Origin of the sequence: Nonomuraea sp. CA-143628 (assembly GCF_050942315.1) — a bacterium.
GTDB lineage: Bacteria > Actinomycetota > Actinomycetes > Streptosporangiales > Streptosporangiaceae > Nonomuraea.
The window spans coordinates 9,630,939-9,651,843 of record NZ_CP192072.1 but is presented as its reverse complement, the minus strand read 5'-3'; the positions used below and the strand labels follow the sequence as shown (position 1 = coordinate 9,651,843).

The window sequence follows — 20,905 nt, the reverse complement described above, 5'->3', positions numbered from 1 at the left end:
CGATTCCTCCAGTTCTCATCCGGCTATCTCGACGAGAAACGGTAGGCCGGACCGCAGCGGGAGCGCGTCGTCCGTTGATCGTCACTTGGCCTTGCACCTTTCGCTGTACGAGCTACACCAAAGGGAGTAGGTATCAGGCACGAAGTGCCCGGCGGCCTGTGGTTCTCCTCCATTTCGAACACCGGCAGATCAGCTGAAATTCAGCGAGAAAACGTCATTGGCCAATGCCTATCGATAATGGGCGCGCCAGTGGAGCACCCCCTAGGACCCCTATGGTTTCTCGAGGGTCCCCTATGCATTCCCCAGGCCATGGGCGCGGCTGACCGGCGATGGTACGAAATCGTTCGTGACCAAGCGAAAGATATTATCCCTGACATCCAGCAGAATTCTCGGCGCGGTCGCGCTCACCGCGAGCCTGACGACCGCGAGCCTGGCGACCGCGACCCCGGCGGGCGCGACACTCGCGCCGGTCTGGGACCAGCCGTCCTTTCCCTACGGGTACGTCGAATCCGAGAAGCAACTCAAGGAACTCAACGATGTCGCCGCGCTGAGCGGCACCCAAGCTTGGGCTGTGGGGCAGGTGCGGATGGAGAGCTGGCCGAACCCGCCGGGTACGGTCTGTCCCGACCTGTTCCGCTGGAACGGTCAGACATGGGTGAACGACCGGCCGGATATCAACTGCCGGGGCGCGCTGACCTCGGTGTCGGCCGCCGCGGCGAACGACGTGTGGGCCATCGGTTCGAGCATCGCCTACCACTGGAACGGTACGGCCTGGACCCTCACCCCGTACCCGACCGACCAGAACAACCCTTTCTACCTTGATGATGTCGCCGCGGTGGGCGGCACCGCCTTCGCGGTCGGCAGGTCGTACCAGCCGAGCAGTGAGGTTTCCACGGCGGGTGTGATCCGCTGGAACGGCACCGCCTGGCAGAAGATGAGCCTCCCGCCGCTCGCGGGCAACACCGACCTGAGCGCGGTGCATGCTCTGGCGCCGGACGACGTCTGGGCGGTCGGCACCACCAACCGCTACGGGTCGGGCACCGACGCGCACACCCTGGTGCTGCACTGGGACGGCCGCACCTGGTCCCGGCTGCCGGATCCGCCGAAGGAAGCACTGGTCGAGACGGCCCTGGACGCGGTGGCCGCGCGGTCCGGCGAGGTGTGGGCGGCCGGTCAGCGGACCACCTACGAGGCCAACGGCATTTCGGTCAAGAAGCGCGAGGCGTTCGCCATGCGTTGGAACGGCAGCGCGTGGACGGCGACGCCGACCCCGGCGATCACCGGCTGGTACGGATCCTCCATCACCTCGCTGGCCTGGAACGGCACCGAGCTGTGGGCCGGAGGCAGCGGGCAGGACGACGACACCGCGCGCAGCGTCGGTGTGCTGCTGCGCTGGAACGGCACCGCCTGGCAGCAGGCGCCGAAACCGCCGCTGCTCGACGACTACCGGATCAAGCAGCTCGGCGCTGTGCCGGGCGGCGGCCTGTGGGCCACCGGCCTAGGCACCCGGGAGACCGACGAGCACGCCAAGGGCCAGTTCCTGGCCCGGGTCACCGGCTGAACCTACTGGCCGGGGCCGGGGCCGGCGGCGTCCTCCGCTTCGCGGTCGACGCCGACGGCCCGGGGGCCTGATCCGGTGACGAGGGCGTCGCCGAGTTCCGAGCGTAGGTAGAGGACCGAGCGGCCGTGGCGGGCGCTGGCGAGGAGGCCGGCGGCGCGGAGGGTACGGAGGTGCTGGTTGACGGCCGAGGGGGTGACGCCCAGGCGGCCGGCGAGTTCGGTCGATGAGGCGGGGGTCTCGAGCATGGTGAGCAGCCCTGCCCGGGTGGCGCCCAGAAGGTCGGTGAGCACCCCTGGGGAGTGACGGGGCTCCGGTTGCCAGAGTGTGCCGGCGCCCCGAGTGCCGTACATGATCAAAGGGGGCTCGGACGGGGAGATGGGGACGGTGGAGGCCCGGCTGAAGAGGGTCGGGACCAGGGTGAGGCCCTCGCCGCTGGTGGAGCGCCGGTAGCGGGTGTGGCTGATCAGTCTCATGCGTAGGACGCCGTCCTTCAGCTGAACGCGCTCGCTGAGGTCAGCGAACATCGCGGCCAGGCCGTGGGCCGAGATGACCTGGCCGCGGTGGATCACGTCGGCCTGCAGGACCGCGCGCATCCTGGGCCACCAGGGCGCGAAGCAGGTGCGCCAGTAGTCCCGCAGCGCGTCCAGGATGCGGGCCGACGGGTCGCCGCGCAGCGGCTCGGGGAGCCGGGGGTGGAGGGTGCGCAGGTCGTTGAGCACCCGGTCCACCGGGACGCGGGCGACTGCGGCGAGTTCGTCGTCGATGCGGGTGAGCGGGGCGTGGGGGCGGGGTGACAGGTAGTCCGGTGTCCACATGTCGTCGTTGGTGAGCGCGTGCAGCAGGGGCAAGTCCAGCGTGGATCGGGCCTGCTCCGTGCGGCGCAGCCAGGGCAGGTGCACGGGATAGCGACCGGGGTCGCGGAACGTGCGCAACGACAACGTGAGCTCGTTGAGCGGCGAGATGGCGAAGCGGACGTCGGCCACGTCCATCCCCGCGAGCTCGTACTCGATCAGCCCGGCCATGAAGCCATACGCTACATCAATTGGCGACAAAGGCCCTATTACGGGATAAAGGCGCCCGTGATCCAGACCTTCTTCCCTCAAGACCGCGTCGCCCGCTCACTGACCGTCAGCACGATGGCGTTCGCGCTCTCCAGCGGCGTCTTCTACACCGTCAGCACGCTGTACTTCACGCTCGTCATCGGGCTCGGCGCGACGACGGTGGGTCTCGGGCTGGGCATCGCGGGCGGCACCGGGGTGCTGGCCTCGTACGCGGGAGGATGGCTGGCCGACCGGGTCGGCGCGCACCACGTCCAGACGGTGGCGACCGGGCTCAACGGGATCGCGCTGCTCGCCTACGCGTTCGTCTCCGACGCCGTCGTGTTCGCCCTGATCGCCTGCCTGGCCGTGATCACGCGTTCGGTGGGCTCCTCGGCGAAGCAGACGATGCTGGCGCGGTGGTACACCGGCCCGGAGCGGGTCGAGGTCCGGGCCCGGATGCGCGTGGTCACGAACGTCTTCATCGGCCTGGGTACGGTGGCCGCCGCGGCGGCGCTCCTGATCGGCACCGCGTCGGCGTACCGTGTGGCGATGGTCGTCGCCGGCGTCTTGCTGCTGGCGGCCACCGTGCCGCTGGCCGGGCTCGGGCGTCAGGTGCCGGAGCTCGCCGCCAGGATGAGCGCCGTCAGGGAGCGCACCGCGTCCACCGGGCCTTCGCCGCTCAGGGACCGTACGTACATCGCGAGCGTGGCGTGCAACGCCGTCGTGGCCACGCAGTTCGGCCTGCTGAACATCGGCATGCCGCTCTGGGTTGCCACCACCGGCGCGCCCACCGCCATCGTCTCCGTGCTCCTCGTCCTCAACACCGTGGTCGTGGCCGCACTCCAGGTGCGCGCCTCACGCGGCACCGACGACGTGCGCAAGGCCGGGCGCACGGTCAGGCGCGCGTCGTGGCTGCTCGCGACGGCATGCGGTCTGTACGCCCTGGCCGGCTACGGAAACATGATCGTCGCCTGCGTCCTGCTCGTCCTGGCCGCGTTCGCCCACGCCATGGGTGAGATCCTGGGCGAGGCGGGCGGCTGGGGCATGGCCTTCGAGCTGGCCGACCAACGCAGCGCCGGCGCCTACCAAGGCCTCAGCCAGACCGGCTACGCGATCGCCGCCATGTTCGCCCCGATCCTCGCCACCACCGCCGTCGAACACGGCACCGCGGGCTGGATGGGCCTGGCCGCCCTCTTCGTCCTGGCCGGCACGGCCGCCGCCATGGTGGCCCGGCACGCAGTTGTGATGATCCCCGCCGCCTAGCGTGTGCCGGGTCGGTGGTCGCTTCGTCAGCCTTCTGCGTGGCGGTGTCACCCTGAAGAAAAGGAATTGCCTCGGACACATGGCTTCGGTTGGCTGAACCGCATGACTGAACTGCGTACCGATCGCCTCACCCTCCGTCGATGGCGCGACTCCGACCTTGAGCCGTGGGCGGCGATGAACGCCGATCCCGAGGTTCGGCAGCACTTGGGCGACCTGCTGACCCGCGAGCAGAGCGATGCTTCCGTGGCTCGGTTCCAGGCCGAGTTCGATCAGCGAGGCTACGGGTGGTGGGCGGTCGAGGTGCGGACCACCGGTGAGTTCATCGGCTTCGCGGGCTTGGATCCGGTGGACGACGGCATGCCGTTCACGGGAGTGGAGATCGGCTGGCGGCTCGCCCGCTCGGCCTGGGGGCAGGGCTACGCAACCGAGGCCGCACTGACAGTCCTGGCCCACGGCTTCGACACCCTCGAACTTCCCGAGATCCTCGCTGTGACAACAGCCACCAACCTCCGTTCCCAGGCGGTGATGCGCCGGATCGGCATGACCCGGGATCCGGCCGACGACTTCGACGACCCCACCGCGCCTGAAGGGCCACTGCGTCCGAACGTGCTGTACCGCATCGCTCGTAGTACGAGGTCCTGACGTTTTTCGCATTCAGAAAGCGAGGTTCAGAAAGCGACGTTCAGAAAGCGACAAGGAGCGAGCGTCTGAGCACCTGTCAGGCCTCACAGAGATCGCAGGAAAGCGATCAATGCCGCGTTGACCTGATCGGGTTGCTCCTGCTGAATCCAGTGACCGCAACCCGGCAGCACGATCGCCTCACGCAGATCAGGCACCGCGGCCGTCCGGCCGGCGATCAGTGCCGCGGCGCCCTGCCCCATGCCGCCCAGGTCTCGATCGCCGGTGATGTAGAGGGCGGGTTGCTGGACGACGGCGTCGTGCCAGGGGTTGGTGAGGGCCCAGTTGCGGTCGTAGTTGCGGAACCAATTCAGGGCGGCGGTGAAACCGGTGCGTTCGAAGTCGGTGGCGCAGGTGTTGATATGTTCCTCGGTGATCCAGCCAGGTAGTTTGGCCGGCTCGGGCCAGATGTCGAGTAGCCGGCCGCCGTCGGGGATGACAGGGTTCCACGGGTAGCCGTCGGCGGAGGCGCCGTACAGGGCGCGGCGTACGGTCGCGCGTGGGTCACGAGCGAGTTCCTCGTCGGCGACGTCTGGCTCCTGAACGTAGACGGAGTAATAGTTGTCACCAGCGCTCGCTCGGAGTGTGCCTAGCGGCGGACGGTCGGGACGCGGCTGGAAGGGTGCGCTCAAGGACGCGACCGCGCGCACCCTGTCAGGCCGCATCAGGGCGGCATTCCACGCGACCGACCCGCCCCAGTCGTGCCCGACCAGCACGGCATGGTTCTCGCCGAGTTCGTCGATGAGGCGGATCACGTCGCCTACGGTGTGCAGGATCGTGTACTCCGCGACCCCGTCCGGCCGGTCGGTGCGCCCGTAGCCGCGCTGGTCGACCGCCATCGCGTGGTAGCCGGACTCGGCCAGCGCCAGGAGTTGGTGACGCCAGGAGTACCAGGTCTCCGGGAAACCGTGGAGCAGCAGGACCAGCGGCCCGGAGCCGGCCTCGGCGACATGCATCCGAAGCGCGCCCGCCTGGACGAAACGATGAGTGATCTCGGTCAACAGAGTGTCCTTCGTGTGATTGCCTTTGTCCCCTCGACGCTACGAGTACGCAGGTCAGCAGGGCCATGGCCGAAATGCTCGTGTTGATGCCCGAACGGCTCAGCCGCAGGAGCGATGCATCCGATTGATACGCTCACGTATGAACGTGATCGACATGTTGTCGCCAACGCGGGCGGGCGAGGTGCGAACGGTCACACTGACCGCCGCCGCTCCCTGGGGCGTTCAGCGGGCGCCGGTTTCTTCCATGGGCTTTCACCTGGTGACGCAGGGTGACTGCTGGCTGCGCGTACCGGGAGAGCAGCCGCTGCGGCTGGCGAGCGGTGACTTCGTGCTCCTGCCGGACGGAGCCGGGCATGCCCTGTCCAGCCATCCGCGGGGCCCTCTCGTCCTCGACACGGACCTGCTCGGCGGCCGGTCACGAAGTCGTGCCGGCACACCACAGATCGACATCCCAGGTGCGGGCCCACGCATGCGGTCGCTCTGCGCGGGATATCCGCCGAGCAGCGCCCTGCCGGCCCCGGTGCGGGCTCTGCTTCCCGCCATGCTGTACGTCCCCGCTCGGCGGCTGGCGGGCCTGTCGGACACCTTGCGGCTGCTGATGACCGAGACCGCCCAAGACCTACCGGGCTCGCGCACCATCGTCGACCGGCTCGCCGACATCCTGTGGGTCCAGGCCGTGCGGCTCTGGCTGCCCTCTGGCAGCGCGGCCCCCTCGGATCAAACCGTGGAGTGACCTCGCGGTCGCCGCAGCGGTCCACGCCATGCACGAGGATCTCGCCCGGTCATGGACACTGGAGGACCTGGCCCGCCTGTCGGGGCTGTCGCGAGTATCGCTCATGCGGCGGTTCGCCCGTGTGATGGGTGAACCGCCGCTGGGCTACCTGCGACGGCGGCGCATGGAACTGGCCGCACGCCGGCTGCGGGAGGGCGGGGAGCCGCTGGCCGCCATCGCCAGGGAGGTCGGCTACACCTCGGAGTTCGCCTTCTCCCGCGCGTTCTCCCGAACCTTCGGCGTGGCGCCGGGCCGGTACCGTACGTCCGCCTCGCCCGATCTTCCTGTCCGTGAAGGGGCTCGGTGACGATCAGGATGTCCGCGCCACCCAGGGGCTGCCCGGCCTCTCGGGTTGTCGGCGGGCTGTGTTCCGGGGACTGCGTCAACCTGCCAGTCGGGCGAGGGCCAGTGCGTGTGCCTGGTCGAGGGATTTTGCGACAGCGCAAGGGACGTCCGGCTGCACACCGGTGCCCTCCCAGTTCGCGCCGGAGACCAGCAGCACGGCGAGATGCGCACCTATCCCGAGGTCTTCCCGACGAGAGCGTGTGCTGTGGCGGATGATCGACGCCGGGCAGGCCGATTGCACGCTCGATCACATCGGCGATCAGGAGGTCTGGAGCCATTGCTGATGAATATCGAGTAGGCCGGTCTTTTCCAGGGGCAAGAGCCCGTCGCCGTACTGGCGGAGTCGTGTGTATGCCTGGCGGAGGTCGGTGAGTGCGGGGAAGTGGCCGAGCTGGATGGCGAGGCTGAGGACGTCTTCGATGCTGAGGACGGGGATACGCCAGCGCGCGGCGAGTCGCTGTCCTTCCTGGTCGTCGATGGCAGCGATGACCTCATGGCCCTGCTCGGCGAGGTGGACGCTGTGAGCGACCACGACGACCTCGCCCAGATCGCGGCGGGCGCGGATGGCCTGTTCGAGTTCGAGCCCGCGGATCTCCTCGATCACCTCGACGACACGAGGTGGCGCGGTTGTCAATTCGAGTTCGGGGAGTACGCGGATGCGATCGCTTGCTTCCAGCCTGGCCCAGCGTTGTCGCAGGCCTGGGTATTTCCCGTCCTTTCCGGCGATCTCACGGCAGACCTCTTGGGGGACCAGGAGGACAAGCCCGGCCCGAGTGAGCACGTCGATCAGGATCGGGTGCAGGTTGGCGCCGGTGAAGTGGACGCAGATCACCGCGTCGAGGATGCATATGTCGTCGTCGGGATCGGACACGTGGGTTAGGCTTCCTCGCTCGTGCGGGCACGGGTGAGGAGCCGTCCGAGATCGGCGTGGCGAATGTTGGCGGGGCATGGGCTGATGCCGGCGTCGGCGAGGCCGATTTCAAGGTCATCAGGGTCGCGGCCTTCGAGTCCGGCCAAGGCCCGGATGCCGAGCCGGTCCGCACGGTAGGCGATGGTGGCGCGTTCGAGGACCCGGCGGGGTGGACGCCGGGTGCGGGCGGTTTCCTGCTCGCGTTCGTACTGCCGGCTCCACCCGTAGCGGCGCGCGAGCTGTGCCCCGGTCGGGCCTCGCAGCGCGTCCACCTGGGTTGCGGTCAGCAGGCCCAGGTGTTGCAGCTGGATGAGAATCACCATGAGGCTGACGCCGAAGTGGCGGGCGAGCAGGGCGCAGGCCCGTTCGTCGAGCGGGCCGTGGGCGGGACCGAGCCAGGCGCGGATCCCGTCCTGCGGAGCCAGCAGATGCCGGGCGAAGGCGTCGCAACGGATTTCGGCGGGGGTACGGCAGGCGCTGACCGCATCGCTGTGAGTGCCGTCCCCGAAGAGTAGATGGCCGAGTTCGTGGGCGAAGGTGAAGCGTTGCCGTTCGGCGACGGCCCGGGAGCCGACGGTGATGAGGACGACGCCGCGGACGGGATCGGTGATGGTGAACCCGTCGATTCCAGCGGGGAAGTCGAGCACTGCGGTGTCGGCACCGGTCAGCCGTTCTGCCAGCTCTCCCGGGTCGGCCAGCGGAGCACCGCCGAGGTCGAGGAGGTGGCGGACCGTGCGAGCAAGCCCCTGCCCCTGCACATCTGGTGGAAGGCCGGGATCCGGCAGTCCTGGTGCTGCTGTGACGGGGGTGCGGTGCGGTGCGGCCAACTGGTCCAGCCGGTCGTCGAGGACCAGGATGTCGACGGCCTGCCTTACCGCCGCCGCGGTTGCCTCCGGCTCGGCTTGGCTGATGCGTGCGGCGATGCGGATGCGCTCGCGAACCGGGTTGCCGCGCGTGAGATCAGCCAGGGGAATGCCGAGGGCAGTGGCGATGCGGTCAAGCTCGGCGACGGTCAGCCGGGTGCGGGTGCCCAGCTCGATCCGGGCCAGGGTGGGCTGCGACAGCCCGGCCGGCCCGGCCAGGTCCCGCTGGTTGAGTCCGGCCCGCTCCCGTTCGGCGCGGACACGCTCGCCGATGGCGCGGATATCCATGGCCGCCTCCCTTCTTGAATCAAGAATACTATCTTGATTCAAGGGTGGCTCCACCTTCTCCGTGTATGTCAGCGCGGCCTGGCTGCTCGGCATGCGCGCCCACCTGGGCGTAGGGCTCGCCGCCCGCCGCGTCCTCTGAGCCGTCGCCGGAGCGAGGAAAAGGCTGGTCAGGTGTTTTCGTCGGCCTCACGACAGATTTCCGGATTCTTTCTGCCGGAAGGTTGACGGAAAAAATGGACGAACCATAAGTTTCCAGCGTGTCAATGCCCCCTGGAGCGCACGCACTCGTCCGCCGGTCCCACGAGGAACGAGTGCTGCGCCTGCTACGCCAGCACGGCGCGCAGAGCCGCAGCGAGATCGCGACGCGGGTCGGCCTGTCGCGCACCACGGTTTCCGAGATCACCAGTGACCTGATCGGGCGCGGCGCGATCCAGGTCGTCGACACCGACGCCGTCGAGCGCGTCGGCAGCGGCCGGCCGGCCGAGCGGCTCGCGCTGGATCCGGGCTCGGGACAGTACATGGGCGTCGACTTCGGCCACCGGCGGGTGAACGTCCTGGTGGCCGACGCGGCGCACGACATCATCGCGTCCGGCACCTCGCGCTACGAGGAGTCGGCGCAGTGGCCTGAGCGGGTCGAGGCCGGGCTGGCGCTGATCGACCGGATCAGCGCCGACACCGGTGTCCACTACGGCGCACTCCAGGCCATCGGGATCGGCGTGCCGGGCTGGGGTGACCGCTCGCGTGCCGACGGGGTGGCGGAGCTGTTCGCCAAGCGCTTCCACACCGCCGTGATCGTCGACAACAACGTGCGCTTCGCGGGGCTGGCCGAGGCGCTGCACGCCCAGTCGGACTCCGTGCGCGACCTCATCTACCTGCGCCTGTCCGACGGCGTCGGCGGCGGGCTCGTGGTGGGCGGCCAGCTCGTACGAGGCTCCAAGGGCTACGCTGGAGAGCTCGGCCATGTGACCGTCGTGCCCGGCGGCGCGCAGTGCCGGTGCGGCAAGCGCGGCTGTGTGGAGACCGTCGCGTCGGTCCCGGCGATCCTCGGGCGCTGCCGTGAGCTGGGCCTGCCGATGCGGACGCTCGACGACCTGCGGGCCGCCGTGGAGATCGCGCACCCGGTCGTCGACCAGGTGCTGCGCGCGGCCGGCGCGGCGGTCGGCCGGGTGCTCGGCACCGCCGCGATGACGCTCAACCCCAGCGAGATCGTGCTGGCCGGCGAGATCGTCACGATCGCGCCCACGCTGGTGCAGCAGGTCGCGGCCACGGTCACGTACGAACTGTCGTGGCTGACCGACGCGGCGCCGGTGATCCGCGCCGCCCTGCTGGCAGACGACGGCGGCGCGCTCGGGGCCATCGCGGCCCTGTTCCACGAGTCCCCGCTGCTGGCCGGATACGAAGCGAACGTCACAACGGACGGAGGCCAAAGGTGGCCGTGATCACTACGGAAGCGGCGGCGGCCACGAAGGTCCGCCCCCGCAAGAGCCGTACCCTGCTGATGCTCAACATCGGCTCGGTGGTGGCCGGGCTGGCGATCTGGTGGGGGCTGTCCCTGGCCGGGCTGCAGTTCCCGACCCCGGGGGAGGTCGTCGCGGCCGCCTGGCGGATGCTCCTGGACGGCACGCTCGTCACCGACGTCGGCGCCTCGCTCGGGCGGGTGCTGGCCGGGTTCGCTCTCGGCTCGGTCGCGGCGGTCCTGATCGGCTTCCTCATGGGCTGGTACACGATCGCGCGCGGCCTGTTCGAGCCGTGGATCCAGTTCTTCAGGACCGTTCCACCGCTGGCGATGCTGCCGCTGGTGCTGGTCCTGATGGGCATCGGCGAGAGCCCGAAGATCTTCGTCATCTTCCTGGCGGCGTTCCTGGCCTGCGTCATCTCGACCTACCAGGGCGTGGTGAACGTGGACCGGACCCTCGTCAACGCCGCGCGGGTCCTCGGCGCGGGGGACGGGACGATCTTCGCGCGGGTCGTGGTGCCGGCCTCGACGCCGTTCATCCTCGTCGGGATGCGGGTCGGGCTCGGCTCGGCCTGGGGCACGCTGGTGGCCGCCGAGCTGCTGGCCGCGCAGGCGGGGCTCGGGCACCGGATGCAGAACGCGCAGCTCTACTACGACCTGCCGACGATCTTCGTCGGCATCATCACGATCGGGATCCTCGGCCTGATCATGGACCGGCTGCTCATGCTGGCCGGCAACAAGCTCACGGCCTGGCAGGAGAGCCGATGACCACCCCCAAGATCTCCGTACGCGACATCGAGAAGGTCTACCCCGTAGGCAAGGAGGACTTCGTCGCCCTCGGCGGCGTCTCGCTCGACATCGCCGACAACGAGTTCGTGACCGTCGTCGGGCCCTCCGGCTGCGGTAAGAGCACGCTGCTCAACATCCTCGCCGGGCTGGAGCAGCCCACCGGCGGCACCGCGCTCGTCGACGGCAAGCCGGTCTCCGGCCCCGGTCCCGAGCGCGGCGTGATCTTCCAGCAGTACGCGCTGTTCCCGTGGCTGACCGTCCGCGAGAACGTCGAGTTCGGTCTGCGCACCGCCAAGGTGCCCAAGGACGAGCGGCGACGGCGGGCCGAGCACTTCATCGGCCTGGTCGGCTTGGAACGGTTCGCGGACGCGCTGCCCAAGACGCTGTCCGGCGGCATGAAGCAGCGCTGCGCCATCGCCCGCGCGTACGCGGTGAACCCGTCGATCCTGCTCATGGACGAGCCCTTCGGCGCGCTGGACGCGCTGACCCGGGTGCGGCTGCAGGAGCAACTCCTGGAGACGTGGAGCCAGGAGCGGCGGACGGTCATGTTCATCACCCATGACGTCGACGAGGCGGTGTTCCTCGCCAACCGGGTGATCGTCATGGCCGCGCGGCCCGGCCGCATCGCCGACGTCATCGACGTCGACCTCCCCTACCCACGCGACGAGGACATGCGCCTGAGCCCCGAGTTCGGGAACCTGCGCAACCGCGTCTGGCATTCGGTGTACCACCAGCGGCAAGTCAAGGAGCCCGCGCAATGAGAAAGACAACCATCGCCGCTGCCGCCCTCATGCTGGCGCTCGGCACGGCCGCCTGCTCGTCGGGCGACGCCGGAACCCAGGTCAACTTCGGCTACATCGGCGACTTCAACGGCGCCAGCCTGCTCGCCGTCGCCGACCAGCAGGGCCTGTGGAAGAAGCACGGCGTCGACGCGAAGACCAGCGTCTTCACCAACGGCCCGCTGCAGATCCAGGCGCTGGGCACCGGCGACCTCGACTTCGGCTACATCGGGCCGGGCGCCATGTGGCTGCCGGCCACCGGCAAGGCCAAGGTCGTCGCGATGAACACGCTCGGCAACGCCGACCGCGTCATCGCGCAGGCCGGTACGGCCTCGATGGCCGACCTGAAGGGCAAGACGATCGGCGTGCCGGAGGGCACCTCCGGCGACATGATCCTCACGCTCGCCCTGAAGAAGGCCGGGCTGGCGAAGACCGACGTCAAGATCGTCCCGATGGACGCGGCGACGATCGTCTCGGCGTTCACCTCCAAGCAGATCGACGCGGCCGGCTTCTGGTATCCGGCCATCGCCACCATCAAGAAGTCCGTTCCGGACCTGGTCGAGCTGGCCAAGAACGAGGACTTCGCCGACACGGTGTCCTTCCCGACCGCGTTCGTCGCCGGCAACGACGTCGTCGCCAAGGACAAGGACAAGGCCCAGAAGGTCATCGCCGTGCTCCGCGACGCGATCCAGTACCGCAGCGAGCACCTCGACGAGACCATCACCGCGACCGCCAAGATGCTCAACCAGCCGGCCGAGCAGGTGAAGGCCGACGCGGCCAACTCCAAGGTGCTGTCGCTGTCCGAGCTGGACGGCTACACCAAGGACGGCACGATCGACAAGTGGCTGACCGGCATGAACGACTACTTCGTCGGCGCGGGCAAGCTCACCGGCGCCGTCGCCCCCAAGACCTACTACACGGCCGACCTGTTCACGGGCGCCGCCAAGTGAACATCCTGTTCCTGATGACCGACCAGCACCGGGTCGACACCCTCGGCGCGTACGGCAACCGCCTGGCCGCCACCCCCGTGCTCGACGAGCTGGCCAGGACCGGAACCCGGTTCGACCGCTGGTACACCCCGACCGCGATCTGCACGCCCGCGCGGGCGAGCCTGCTCACCGGGCAGGCGCCGTTCCGGCACAAGCTGCTGGCCAACCACGAGCGCAACGTCGGCTACATGGAGGACCTGCCCGACGGGCAGTACTCCTTCTCCGAAGCGCTGCGGGAGGCCGGGTACAACTGCGGGCTCATCGGCAAGTGGCACGTCGGGCACCACCGGCGGGCGGCCGACTTCGGCTTCGACGGGCCGGACCTGCCGGGGTGGCACAACCCCGTGGACCATCCTGACTATCTGGACTACCTGGCCGAGAACGGGCTGCCGCCGTACGAGATCCACGACCACATCCGGGGGACGCTGCCCAACGGCGGGCCGGGCAACCTGCTCGCCGCGCGGCTGCGTCAGCCGGTCGAGGCGACGTTCGAGCACTACCTGGCGACGCGGACGATCGAGATGCTGGAGCGGTACGCGGCCGACCAGCGGCCCTTCTTCCTGCAGCTCAACTTCTTCGGGCCGCACCTGCCGTACATCGTGCCGGACGAGTACTTCGACATGTTCGACCCCGAGCTGGTCGAGCTGCCCAAGTCGATCGCCGAGACCTTCGCCGGCAAGCCCGCGGTGCAGGCCAACTACAGCGCGCACTGGACGTTCGACACCATGCCGCTGGAGGTGACGCGCAAGCTCATCGCCGTCTACTGGGGGTACGTCGCGCTCATCGACGCCCAGATCGGCCGGGTCATGGACGCCATGCGGCGCCTCGGGCTGGTCGACGACACGGCCGTGTTCTTCACCTGCGACCACGGCGAGTTCACCGGCGCGCACCGGCTGCACGACAAGGGCCCGGCGATGTACGAGGACATCTACCGCACGCCCGGCCTGCTCCGCGTCCCGGGGCAGGAGCCCGGAGTCGTCCGGTCGGAGTTCGTCAGCCTGCTGGACTGCACGGCGACCATCCTCGACCTGGCCGGGATCGACCCCGCTCCCGCCGTCGACTCGCGCAGCCTCGTGCCGCTCGCCTCCGCCGACGAGGTGGCGTGGGAGCAGGACATCGTCTGCGAGTTCCACGGGCACCACTTCCCGTACCCGCAGCGGATGATCCGGACCGACCGCTACAAGCTGGTCGTCAACCCGGACTCGACGAACGAGCTGTACGACCTGTTCACCGACCCGGACGAGCTGCTCAACGTCTACGCGCATCCCGAGATGGAGGCGGTGCGCGGCCGGCTGATGCGGCGGCTGTACCAGGTGCTGCGGGATCGGGGTGACAACTTCTACCACTGGATGACGTCGATGTACGACGTCGGCGACGTCTCCTACGACCCGACGATGAGCGGGCTGGACGAGGCGACCTACCGGTGAGACGGCCCAACATCGTCATGATCCTCACCGACGATCACGCCTCGCACGCCGTCGGCGCGTACGGGTCGGTGGTCAACCGGACGCCGCGCATCGACGAGATCGCGGCGTCCGGAGCCCGGTTCGACAACTGCTTCGCGACCAACGCGCTCTGCTCGCCGAGCCGGGCCAGCATCCTGACCGGCACGTACTCACACGTCAACGGCGTCTCGACGCTTGTGACGCCCATCGACGCCGCCCAGCCGACGTTCGTGAGCCTGCTGCGGGAGGCCGGGTACCGGACCGCCATCGTCGGCAAGTGGCACATGGGGGACGGGCTCGGTCATGATCCGCAGGGGTTCGACTACTGGGACGTGCTGATCGAGCAAGGGGAGTACTTCGATCCGCGGTTCCTCTCGACGGAGGGACTGCGGACCGTCCCCGGCTACGCCACCGATCTCATCACCGATCTGGCGTTGTCGTGGGCCGACGGGCTCGACGGTGACGATCCGTGGTGCCTGCTGATCTACCACAAGGCGCCGCACCGCCCGTGGGAGCCCGACGAGAAGCACGCCGGGATGTACGCCGAGCCCATCCCGGTGCCGGCGACGTTCACCGACGACCACGCGACGCGCTCGTCCTCGGCGCGGCGGGCGGCGATGCGGATCGCCGAGCACCTGAACGCCGAGGACCTCAAGCAGGATCCGCCCGAGGGGCTGTCCTACGAGGAGCTGGCGCTGTGGAAGTACCAGCGCTACATGGAGGACTACCTGGCCGTCGTCGCCTCGGTCGACGACAACGTCGGCCGGGTGGTCGACTGGCTCCGGGCCCGTGGCGACTTCGATGACACGCTGTTGATGTACTGCTCCGACCAGGGCTTCTTCCTGGGCGATCACGGCTGGTTCGACAAGCGCTTCATGTACGAGGAGTCGCTGCGGATGCCGCTCGTCCTGAGCTATCCGAGGCGCGTACCGGCTGGTCAGGTACACCCCGGTATCGTGACGAACGTGGATTTCGCGCAGACCGTGTTGGACGTGGCCGGGGTGGCGCACCATCCCCGTATGCAGGGGCGCAGCTTCCTGGCAGACCTGACCGGCGAGCCCGGCCCTGCTCCCGCCGAGGGGATGTACTACCGCTACTGGGAGCACGATGACGTCTTCCACAAGGCGCCGGCGCATTATGGGTACCGGACGGACCGCTACAAGATCATCTACTTCTACAACGACGGCATGGGACTGCCCGGCACGGGCCCGTTCACCTACAGCGGGGAGTGGGAGCTCTACGACCTGGAGGCCGACCCCGCTGAGCTGCGCAACGTCTACTTCGAGCCGGACTATCTCGCGGTCCGCGAGGAGATGAAGGCCCGCATGTGGCAGGCGCAGGCGGCACTCGGCGACGAGCCGCACCCCAGCCAGCCGATCCCCGGCCAGCTGCACCCCGGCGGGGTGTGACATGTCGGGTAGCTGCTGCACACCCGCGACCCCGGCCGCACCCTTGGAGCCGACCCGGTTCGCGGCACAGGGCACACACGCGATCGAGCAGGTGGACCTGCCCGGCGGCGAGTTCCAGATGGGCGACGCCACCGGCGACGGCAACCGGGGCGACGGCGAGACGCCCGTCCACCCGGTGGTCCTGGCACCGTTCTCGATCGACGCGACCTGCGTGACGACGGCCGACTTCGCCGCCTTCGCCGAGGCGACCGGCTACCGGACCGAGGCCGAGGAGTACGGCTTCTCCGCCGTCTTCCACCTGGCCCTGCGCGCCCGCCCGGAAGACGTGATGAACCCCGTCCCGGGCACCCCCTGGTGGGTCGGCGTCCACGGTGCCGACTGGCGGCACCCCGGCGGCGCCCTGTCGTCAGCGGAGGCCGACCACCCCGTGGTCCACGTGAGCTGGAACGACGCGCTCGCCTACTGCTCGTGGGCGGGCCGGCGGCTGCCGACCGAGGCCGAATGGGAGTACGCCTCCCGTGGCGGCCTCGACGGCGTCCGCTACCCGTGGGGCGACGACCTGCCCGAGGACGAGTGGCGGGTGAACATCTGGCAGGGAGTCTTCCCCACTCGGAACACGCTGGCCGACGGCTACCTGACCACGGCTCCGGTCCGTACGTTCGAGCCGAACGCGTACGGGCTCTGGCAGACGGTCGGCAACGTGTGGGAGTGGTGTTCGGACTGGTACGCCCCCGACTACTACGCCTACTCGCCGTCGGCCGATCCGCGCGGCCCGCTCCGTGGCACGACGCGGGTGCTGCGCGGCGGCTCCTTCCTGTGCCACGACTCCTACTGCAACCGCTACCGGAACGCGGCGCGGTCCTCGAACACGCCCGACTCCTCGATGGCCAACGCCGGCTTCCGCACCGTGGCACTGTGAGGCCCGCCGGAAAGCTATGAGGCCGCCGGAAAGCCGACCGTGGCGCTATGAGGCCGCCGGTTGGTGGCCGAACCTGACCGGTTCAGGGCCGCGCAGCCGGACGGCCGGGTCGGTCAGCGCCTGGTCCCGGGCCTCGACCTCGACGGCCGGTTCGATGACCGGCTCGGCCTCGCCCGCCGCCACGATCCGCCGCAGCAGCCGCGCGCGCAGCCCGGCCGCCACCTCCAGATGGGACCGGTGCCCCGCCAGGTTGACCAGCTCGTGCGGGTCGCTGTCGAGGTCGTACAGGGCCTGCTCGCGGTAGTGGGCGGAGGCGGGGCTGGCCACCGGGTCGGCGTCCTCGGCGACGGCGTAGTACTTCCAGCGCGAGGTACGGATGCCGCGCCCCACCTCCGATTCGCTCACCTGGAAGAACACCTCGTCCGGCCAGGGAGCGCGGGCGTCGCTGAGCAGCGGCAGGAACGAGCGGCCCTGCATGTTCTCCGGTACGGGCAGCCCGGCCGCGTCCAGCAGCGTGGGTGGCAGGTCGATGACGCTGACCGGCCGGGAGATCGCGCCGCCCCCGTCGAACCCCGGCCCGCGCACGGCCAGCGGCACCCGCAGCGACGCGTCGTGGCAGGACCGTTTGTACTCGCCGTTGCGGGTCTTGAAGTGGTTGCCGTGGTCGGAGGTGTAGGCGACGATCGTGTCGTCCAGCAGGTCCATGCTCCGCAGCGCGTCGAGCAGCCGGCCCAGCCCCTCGTCCAGGCGCTTGACCTGGCCCAGGTAGCCGCCCAGGTGCCGGGCGGCCGTGCCGCCCAGCGCGGTCAGGTCCGGCGGCGTCCAGCGGCCCTGGTAGCGCTCCTCGTAGCCGTCGGGGGCCGGGTAGTTGTCCACCTCGTTCTGGTGGTGCGGCTCCAGGAAGGACAGGAAGAGGAAGAAGGGCTCGTCGTGGTGGTCGGCGACGAACCGGACGGCCGCGTCGACCAGGGCGTCGGATCGGTAACCGGGCAGGAAGACGGGGTCGTTCGCCTCGTCGTACACGATCGTGCGGTAGGCGTCGGAGGTGTGCTCCAGCGCGTTGGCCGCCAGCCACGACCCGTAGCCGCCGCGCAGCTCCTCGGGCACCGGTTCGGTGGCGGCCAGGTGCCACTTGCCGATGTAGCCGGTGGCGTATCCGGCCGCGCCGAAGTGGTGCGCCAGCGTGCGCTCCTCGGCGGGCAGGGCGCGGCCGTTGCGGTAGACCCCGGTCGTGGTCGGATAGCGGCCCGTCTGCAGGGCCGCGCGGGCGGGCGCGCACACCGGTTGCGGGGTCAGCGCGACCGTGGCCTGCGTGCCGTGCCGGGCCATCCGGTCGAGGTTCGGGGTGAAGGGTCCTACGGTGTCCCACCGCTGCTGGTCGGTGAAGACGACGATCACGTTCGGGCGCAAGAAGGAGCTCCTATCGAAGGCCGGTCAGGGCGATGCCGCGCACGAAGTAGCGCTGGGTGAAGATGAACAGGACGGCGGTGGGGACGAACAGGATCACCGAGCCCGCGGCCGTGAGGTGCCACAGCGTGAAGTACTCCTGATTGAACAGGGTGAGCCCGACCGGGATGGTGCGCATCTCGGGGGTCGTGGTGGCGACCAGCGGCCACAGGAACTCGTTCCACTGGAAGATGAAGGTGAACAGCCCGAGCACGGCCAGCGCCGGCCTGGTCTGCGGCAGGATGATGCGCCGGTAGATGCCCAGTTCGGAGGCGCCGTCGATGCGGGCGGCGCTGATCAGGTCGTCCGGGATGGGCTGGATGAACTGCCGCATGAGGAAGATGCCGAACGCGTCCATGAGGAACGGTGTGACCAGCCCCTGATAGGTGTTGAGCCAGCCGAGGTTGGCCATCAGCACGTACAGCGGGATCATCCGCACGAAGAACGGCACCATCAGCGTGGCCAGCAGCGCCACGAACAGCGTGTTGCGCAGCGGGAAGCGGAACTTGGCGAACACGTAGCCGACGAGCGGGTCGAACAGCAGGTGCGCCAGCGTGATGGCGCCCGCCACGACGAGGCTGTTGACGATGAAGTTCCCGAAGGGCGCGCGGGCGAACAGTTCGGCGTAGTTGCCCCACTGGGGTGAGTCCGGCCAGAGCACCGCGTGCGCCGACAGCGTCTCCGCCTCGGTCTGCAGCGACAGTGACAGCATGTAGAGCAGCGGCACGACCGTCACCAGCGAGGCGAGCCCGAGCAGGGTGTAGAGGAGAGCGCGCCGCATCAGTATTGGACCTCCCCGCGCCGTCCGGCCCGGAGCTGGACCAGCGTGAACGCCACGATCACGACCAGGAGCAGCACCGACTGCGCCGAGGAGTAGCCGAAGTCCCTGGTACGGAAGGCGACGTTGAAGATGTGGAAGACCGACAGGTCAGTGGCGTCGCCTGGCCCGCCGTTGGTGATGATGTACGCCTGACCGAACGCCTGCAGCCCGGAGATGACCGCCATCACCGAGACGAACAGCGTGGTGGGAGCGAGCAGCGGCAACGTGATCCGCCAGAACCGGAGCCAGGCGTCGGCGCCGTCGATCTTCGCCGCCTCGTGGAAGGTCTCGGGTATGCCCTGCAACCCGGCCAGGAACAGCACCATCGTGTAGCCGACGCTCTGCCAGAGCGTGATCGCGGCGATCGTGAGCAGCGGCGCGGTGTTGAGCCACTGCTGCTCGGGCAGTCCCAGGGCGGCCAGCAACCGGTTCAGTACGCCGAGTTCGGGATCCAGGATGTTGCGCCAGAGCAGGCCGACGATCGCCACCGAGGTGAGGTACGGCACGAGCAGCAGCACGCGGAAGGCCACCCGCCCCTTGAGCGGCTGGTCGAGCGCCATCGCCAGGATCAACCCGAGGACGATCGAGCCGATCACCACGGCCACCGCGAAGACGATTGTGACCAGGAACGAGTGGCGCACGGCCGGGTCGGTCAGGGCCTGGCCGTAGTTGGCGAGTCCGGCGAACTGGTCGGCCTGCGGGCCGGTACGCAGGCTGGTGGCGACCACGTTGCCGATCGGCAGGTAGAAGAAGGCCGCGAAGAACAGGATCGCCGGGGTCAGGAACAGGTAGGCGGTCCTGGCGTACCGGCCCGAGAGGGTCTCGCCGCGGGGTCTGCGCCGGCTCTTCAGGCGGGTCATCGCAGGAAGCCCTCGGCCGCCTCGCTGAACTTCCGCAGCGCCGACTCGGCGGGTTGGTTCTGGATGAGCACCTCCTGGTACATGACCTTGAGCTGCTCCTCGTACTTGCCGGACTGGCCGGTGAGGCGTACCTGCTGCCCTGGGTCGACGGCGGAGCCGAGCGCGTCGGCGAACACCTTGATGACCGGGTCCGCCTGCACCTCGGGCAGGTCGGCCCAGGAGGTGCGGGGCATCAGCATGCCGACCTCCTTGGTGGCGGCCTGTTCGGTCTGGAGGGTGGTGACGCGCTTGATGAAGTCCCACGACAGGTCGGGCCTGGCCGCCTTGGCCGGGACGAACATGCTGACGCCCGCCGCCTGGGTGACCTGTCGCTTGTCCTTCAACGGCGGTGCCACGCCCAGCTCCAGGTCGGGGCTGGTCTTCTTGATCGGGCCGAGGTCCCACGGGCCGGTGAGGATCATCGCGGCGCGCTTGGCCGAGAACAGTTTCTGCGGGCCCGAGTAGTCGGTGCTCGACACCGGTACGGGGGCCACCTTGTGCTTGTGGATCAGGTCCGCCTGGAACTGCAGGGCGGCGACCGCGTCCGCCACCGGGGTCATGACTTTTCCGGTCTTGGGGTCGTATGGGGTGACGCCTGCCTGCAGGAGCCAGGGCCAGATGTAGGTGTGGTCCTGGTTGAGGGCCACGCCGTAGACGCCGTCCTTGGTCAGCTTCTGGGCGGCGGCCAGGAATTCCGCCCAGGTGGTGGGCGGCTCCAGCCCGGCGTCCCGGAGCATGGCCTTGTTGTAGAAGAGCGTGTTGCAGGTCAGATGGAGCTGAACCCCGTACACCTTGCCCTGGTAGGAGTTGCGTTCGACGGTGGCCGGGCGCCAGTCGGCGGGGAAGCCCATCGCGCCGCCGTCGCGGTCGACGTAGTCCTGGAGCGGGCGGGCGTTGCCGGAGATGGCGAACTCCTGCACCCAGCCGCCCGGTTCTTCGACCACGTCCGGGGCGGTTCCGGAGGCGAAGTCGGCGAGCAGCCGGGTGCGCAGGTCGGGCCACTGGTACTTCTGCAGATTGACCTTGACCTTGTTGGCCTGCTCGAACTCGGCGATCACCTTGCGGTAGGCCTGGTAGTCGTGTCCGGCGTTCCAGTAGACGGTGAACGTTCCGGGCGCGGCGCCCTGCGTGGCCGGGGCTCCGGCGCAGGACGACAGGACCGGTACGGCGGCTGCCGCCCCGGCCAGGCGGAGCAGGTCGCGGCGGGAGAGATCGGGGGACATCTCGGGTTTC

20 protein-coding genes are annotated in these 20,905 nt (G+C 69.3%); 12 read left to right on the top strand and 8 right to left on the bottom strand.

The window, feature by feature from the left end; translation table 11 throughout:
• The first annotated feature begins 346 nt into the window (after positions 1 to 346).
• Positions 347 to 1,561 (top strand): hypothetical protein, encoded by a 1,215-nt coding sequence (locus tag ACQP2T_RS43715; protein WP_433510736.1) that lies wholly within the window; start codon positions 347 to 349, stop codon positions 1,559 to 1,561.
• A gap of 2 nt (positions 1,562 to 1,563) precedes the next feature.
• Here the strand turns inward: ACQP2T_RS43715 and ACQP2T_RS43710 are convergent, their stop codons facing one another.
• Positions 1,564 to 2,583, bottom strand: coding sequence for a DUF5937 family protein (locus ACQP2T_RS43710; RefSeq protein ID WP_433510735.1), 1,020 nt, complete (start codon positions 2,581 to 2,583; stop codon positions 1,564 to 1,566).
• A 57-nt stretch (positions 2,584 to 2,640) separates the two neighbouring features.
• Here ACQP2T_RS43710 and ACQP2T_RS43705 point away from each other — a divergent pair, with 57 nt between their 5' ends.
• Together ACQP2T_RS43705 and ACQP2T_RS43700 are read left to right on the top strand one after the other, a co-directional pair.
• On the top strand, positions 2,641 to 3,864 hold the full coding sequence (locus ACQP2T_RS43705; RefSeq protein WP_433510734.1) for an MFS transporter: 1,224 nt from the start codon (positions 2,641 to 2,643) through the stop codon (positions 3,862 to 3,864).
• A 102-nt stretch (positions 3,865 to 3,966) separates the two neighbouring features.
• Entirely contained in the window at positions 3,967 to 4,506 is a 540-nt protein-coding gene (locus ACQP2T_RS43700) for a GNAT family N-acetyltransferase (protein ID WP_433510733.1), read from the top strand.
• Between the two features lie 83 nt (positions 4,507 to 4,589).
• On the opposite strand, the gene ACQP2T_RS43695 is transcribed toward ACQP2T_RS43700, so the two are convergent.
• Positions 4,590 to 5,543 (bottom strand): alpha/beta fold hydrolase, encoded by a 954-nt coding sequence (locus tag ACQP2T_RS43695; RefSeq protein WP_433510732.1) that lies wholly within the window; start codon positions 5,541 to 5,543, stop codon positions 4,590 to 4,592.
• Between the two features lie 154 nt (positions 5,544 to 5,697).
• Between ACQP2T_RS43695 and ACQP2T_RS43690 the strand changes: the two genes are divergently transcribed.
• Together ACQP2T_RS43690 and ACQP2T_RS43685 are read left to right on the top strand one after the other, a co-directional pair.
• Complete coding sequence (locus ACQP2T_RS43690; protein ID WP_433510731.1) at positions 5,698 to 6,276, top strand: cupin domain-containing protein; 579 nt, start codon at positions 5,698 to 5,700, stop codon at positions 6,274 to 6,276.
• Between the two features lie 28 nt (positions 6,277 to 6,304).
• Positions 6,305 to 6,622, top strand: coding sequence for a helix-turn-helix transcriptional regulator (locus ACQP2T_RS43685; RefSeq protein ID WP_433510730.1), 318 nt, complete (start codon positions 6,305 to 6,307; stop codon positions 6,620 to 6,622).
• 297 nt (positions 6,623 to 6,919) lie between these two features.
• Here ACQP2T_RS43685 and ACQP2T_RS43680 read toward each other — a convergent pair whose 3' ends face one another.
• Together ACQP2T_RS43680 and ACQP2T_RS43675 are read right to left on the bottom strand one after the other, a co-directional pair.
• The gene (locus tag ACQP2T_RS43680; RefSeq protein WP_433510729.1) at positions 6,920 to 7,531 is read right to left on the bottom strand and encodes a hypothetical protein; all 612 of its coding nucleotides are present in this window, start codon (positions 7,529 to 7,531) and stop codon (positions 6,920 to 6,922) included.
• 5 nt (positions 7,532 to 7,536) lie between these two features.
• Positions 7,537 to 8,721 (bottom strand): helix-turn-helix domain-containing protein, encoded by a 1,185-nt coding sequence (locus tag ACQP2T_RS43675; RefSeq protein ID WP_433510728.1) that lies wholly within the window; start codon positions 8,719 to 8,721, stop codon positions 7,537 to 7,539.
• A 263-nt stretch (positions 8,722 to 8,984) separates the two neighbouring features.
• Between ACQP2T_RS43675 and ACQP2T_RS43670 the strand changes: the two genes are divergently transcribed.
• From ACQP2T_RS43670 to ACQP2T_RS43640, 7 genes are read left to right on the top strand one after another with little or no spacing between them, the layout of a single operon-like run.
• The gene (locus tag ACQP2T_RS43670) at positions 8,985 to 10,160 is read left to right on the top strand and encodes an ROK family transcriptional regulator (RefSeq protein ID WP_433519909.1); all 1,176 of its coding nucleotides are present in this window, start codon (positions 8,985 to 8,987) and stop codon (positions 10,158 to 10,160) included.
• A complete protein-coding gene (locus ACQP2T_RS43665; RefSeq protein WP_357952206.1) occupies positions 10,157 to 10,945 on the top strand; it encodes an ABC transporter permease in 789 nt (262 codons plus the stop codon). The genes ACQP2T_RS43670 and ACQP2T_RS43665 overlap by 4 nt, the downstream gene beginning before the upstream one ends.
• On the top strand, positions 10,942 to 11,727 hold the full coding sequence (locus ACQP2T_RS43660; RefSeq protein ID WP_433510727.1) for an ABC transporter ATP-binding protein: 786 nt from the start codon (positions 10,942 to 10,944) through the stop codon (positions 11,725 to 11,727). Before ACQP2T_RS43665 ends, ACQP2T_RS43660 begins: the two co-directional genes overlap by 4 nt.
• Entirely contained in the window at positions 11,724 to 12,695 is a 972-nt protein-coding gene (locus tag ACQP2T_RS43655; RefSeq protein WP_433510726.1) for an aliphatic sulfonate ABC transporter substrate-binding protein, read from the top strand. Before ACQP2T_RS43660 ends, ACQP2T_RS43655 begins: the two co-directional genes overlap by 4 nt.
• 14 nt (positions 12,696 to 12,709) lie before the next feature.
• Positions 12,710 to 14,161, top strand: a complete 1,452-nt coding sequence (locus tag ACQP2T_RS43650; protein WP_433510725.1) for a sulfatase-like hydrolase/transferase — start codon at positions 12,710 to 12,712, stop codon at positions 14,159 to 14,161.
• A complete protein-coding gene (locus ACQP2T_RS43645; protein WP_433510724.1) occupies positions 14,158 to 15,588 on the top strand; it encodes a sulfatase family protein in 1,431 nt (476 codons plus the stop codon). The genes ACQP2T_RS43650 and ACQP2T_RS43645 overlap by 4 nt, the downstream gene beginning before the upstream one ends.
• A gap of 1 nt (position 15,589) precedes the next feature.
• Positions 15,590 to 16,507, top strand: coding sequence for a formylglycine-generating enzyme family protein (locus ACQP2T_RS43640; protein ID WP_433510723.1), 918 nt, complete (start codon positions 15,590 to 15,592; stop codon positions 16,505 to 16,507).
• Positions 16,508 to 16,552: 45 nt separating this feature from the next.
• On the opposite strand, the gene ACQP2T_RS43635 is transcribed toward ACQP2T_RS43640, so the two are convergent.
• From ACQP2T_RS43635 to ACQP2T_RS43620, 4 genes are read right to left on the bottom strand one after another with little or no spacing between them, the layout of a single operon-like run.
• Positions 16,553 to 17,917 carry a sulfatase-like hydrolase/transferase gene (locus ACQP2T_RS43635; protein ID WP_433510722.1) on the bottom strand — a complete coding sequence of 455 codons (1,365 nt, stop codon included), beginning with the start codon at positions 17,915 to 17,917 and terminating at the stop codon, positions 16,553 to 16,555.
• Between the two features lie 10 nt (positions 17,918 to 17,927).
• Complete coding sequence (locus ACQP2T_RS43630) at positions 17,928 to 18,734, bottom strand: carbohydrate ABC transporter permease (protein ID WP_433510721.1); 807 nt, start codon at positions 18,732 to 18,734, stop codon at positions 17,928 to 17,930.
• Positions 18,734 to 19,633: a carbohydrate ABC transporter permease gene (locus tag ACQP2T_RS43625; protein ID WP_433510720.1), complete on the bottom strand. Its 900-nt coding sequence runs from the start codon at positions 19,631 to 19,633 to the stop codon at positions 18,734 to 18,736. The genes ACQP2T_RS43630 and ACQP2T_RS43625 overlap by 1 nt, the downstream gene beginning before the upstream one ends.
• Positions 19,630 to 20,895: a sugar ABC transporter substrate-binding protein gene (locus ACQP2T_RS43620; protein ID WP_433510719.1), complete on the bottom strand. Its 1,266-nt coding sequence runs from the start codon at positions 20,893 to 20,895 to the stop codon at positions 19,630 to 19,632. Before ACQP2T_RS43620 ends, ACQP2T_RS43625 begins: the two co-directional genes overlap by 4 nt.
• Positions 20,896 to 20,905 lie beyond the last annotated feature (10 nt).

Bases quoted from the DNA above. Each gene is read 5' to 3' on its own strand.
- ACQP2T_RS43630 (WP_433510721.1), bottom strand. From the start codon at position 18,734: ATGCGGCGCGCTCTCCTCTACACCCTGCTCGGGCTCGCCTCGCTGGTG.
- ACQP2T_RS43690 (WP_433510731.1), top strand. From the start codon at position 5,698: ATGTTGTCGCCAACGCGGGCGGGCGAGGTGCGAACGGTCACACTGACC.
- ACQP2T_RS43620 (WP_433510719.1), bottom strand. From the start codon at position 20,895: ATGTCCCCCGATCTCTCCCGCCGCGACCTGCTCCGCCTGGCCGGGGCG.
- ACQP2T_RS43700 (WP_433510733.1), top strand. From the start codon at position 3,967: ATGACTGAACTGCGTACCGATCGCCTCACCCTCCGTCGATGGCGCGAC.
- ACQP2T_RS43655 (WP_433510726.1), top strand. From the start codon at position 11,724: ATGAGAAAGACAACCATCGCCGCTGCCGCCCTCATGCTGGCGCTCGGC.
- ACQP2T_RS43660 (WP_433510727.1), top strand. From the start codon at position 10,942: ATGACCACCCCCAAGATCTCCGTACGCGACATCGAGAAGGTCTACCCC.
- ACQP2T_RS43685 (WP_433510730.1), top strand. From the start codon at position 6,305: ATGCACGAGGATCTCGCCCGGTCATGGACACTGGAGGACCTGGCCCGC.
- ACQP2T_RS43650 (WP_433510725.1), top strand. From the start codon at position 12,710: ATGACCGACCAGCACCGGGTCGACACCCTCGGCGCGTACGGCAACCGC.
- ACQP2T_RS43710 (WP_433510735.1), bottom strand. From the start codon at position 2,583: ATGGCCGGGCTGATCGAGTACGAGCTCGCGGGGATGGACGTGGCCGAC.
- ACQP2T_RS43670 (WP_433519909.1), top strand. From the start codon at position 8,985: ATGCCCCCTGGAGCGCACGCACTCGTCCGCCGGTCCCACGAGGAACGA.
- ACQP2T_RS43625 (WP_433510720.1), bottom strand. From the start codon at position 19,633: ATGACCCGCCTGAAGAGCCGGCGCAGACCCCGCGGCGAGACCCTCTCG.
- ACQP2T_RS43640 (WP_433510723.1), top strand. From the start codon at position 15,590: ATGTCGGGTAGCTGCTGCACACCCGCGACCCCGGCCGCACCCTTGGAG.
- ACQP2T_RS43675 (WP_433510728.1), bottom strand. From the start codon at position 8,721: ATGGATATCCGCGCCATCGGCGAGCGTGTCCGCGCCGAACGGGAGCGG.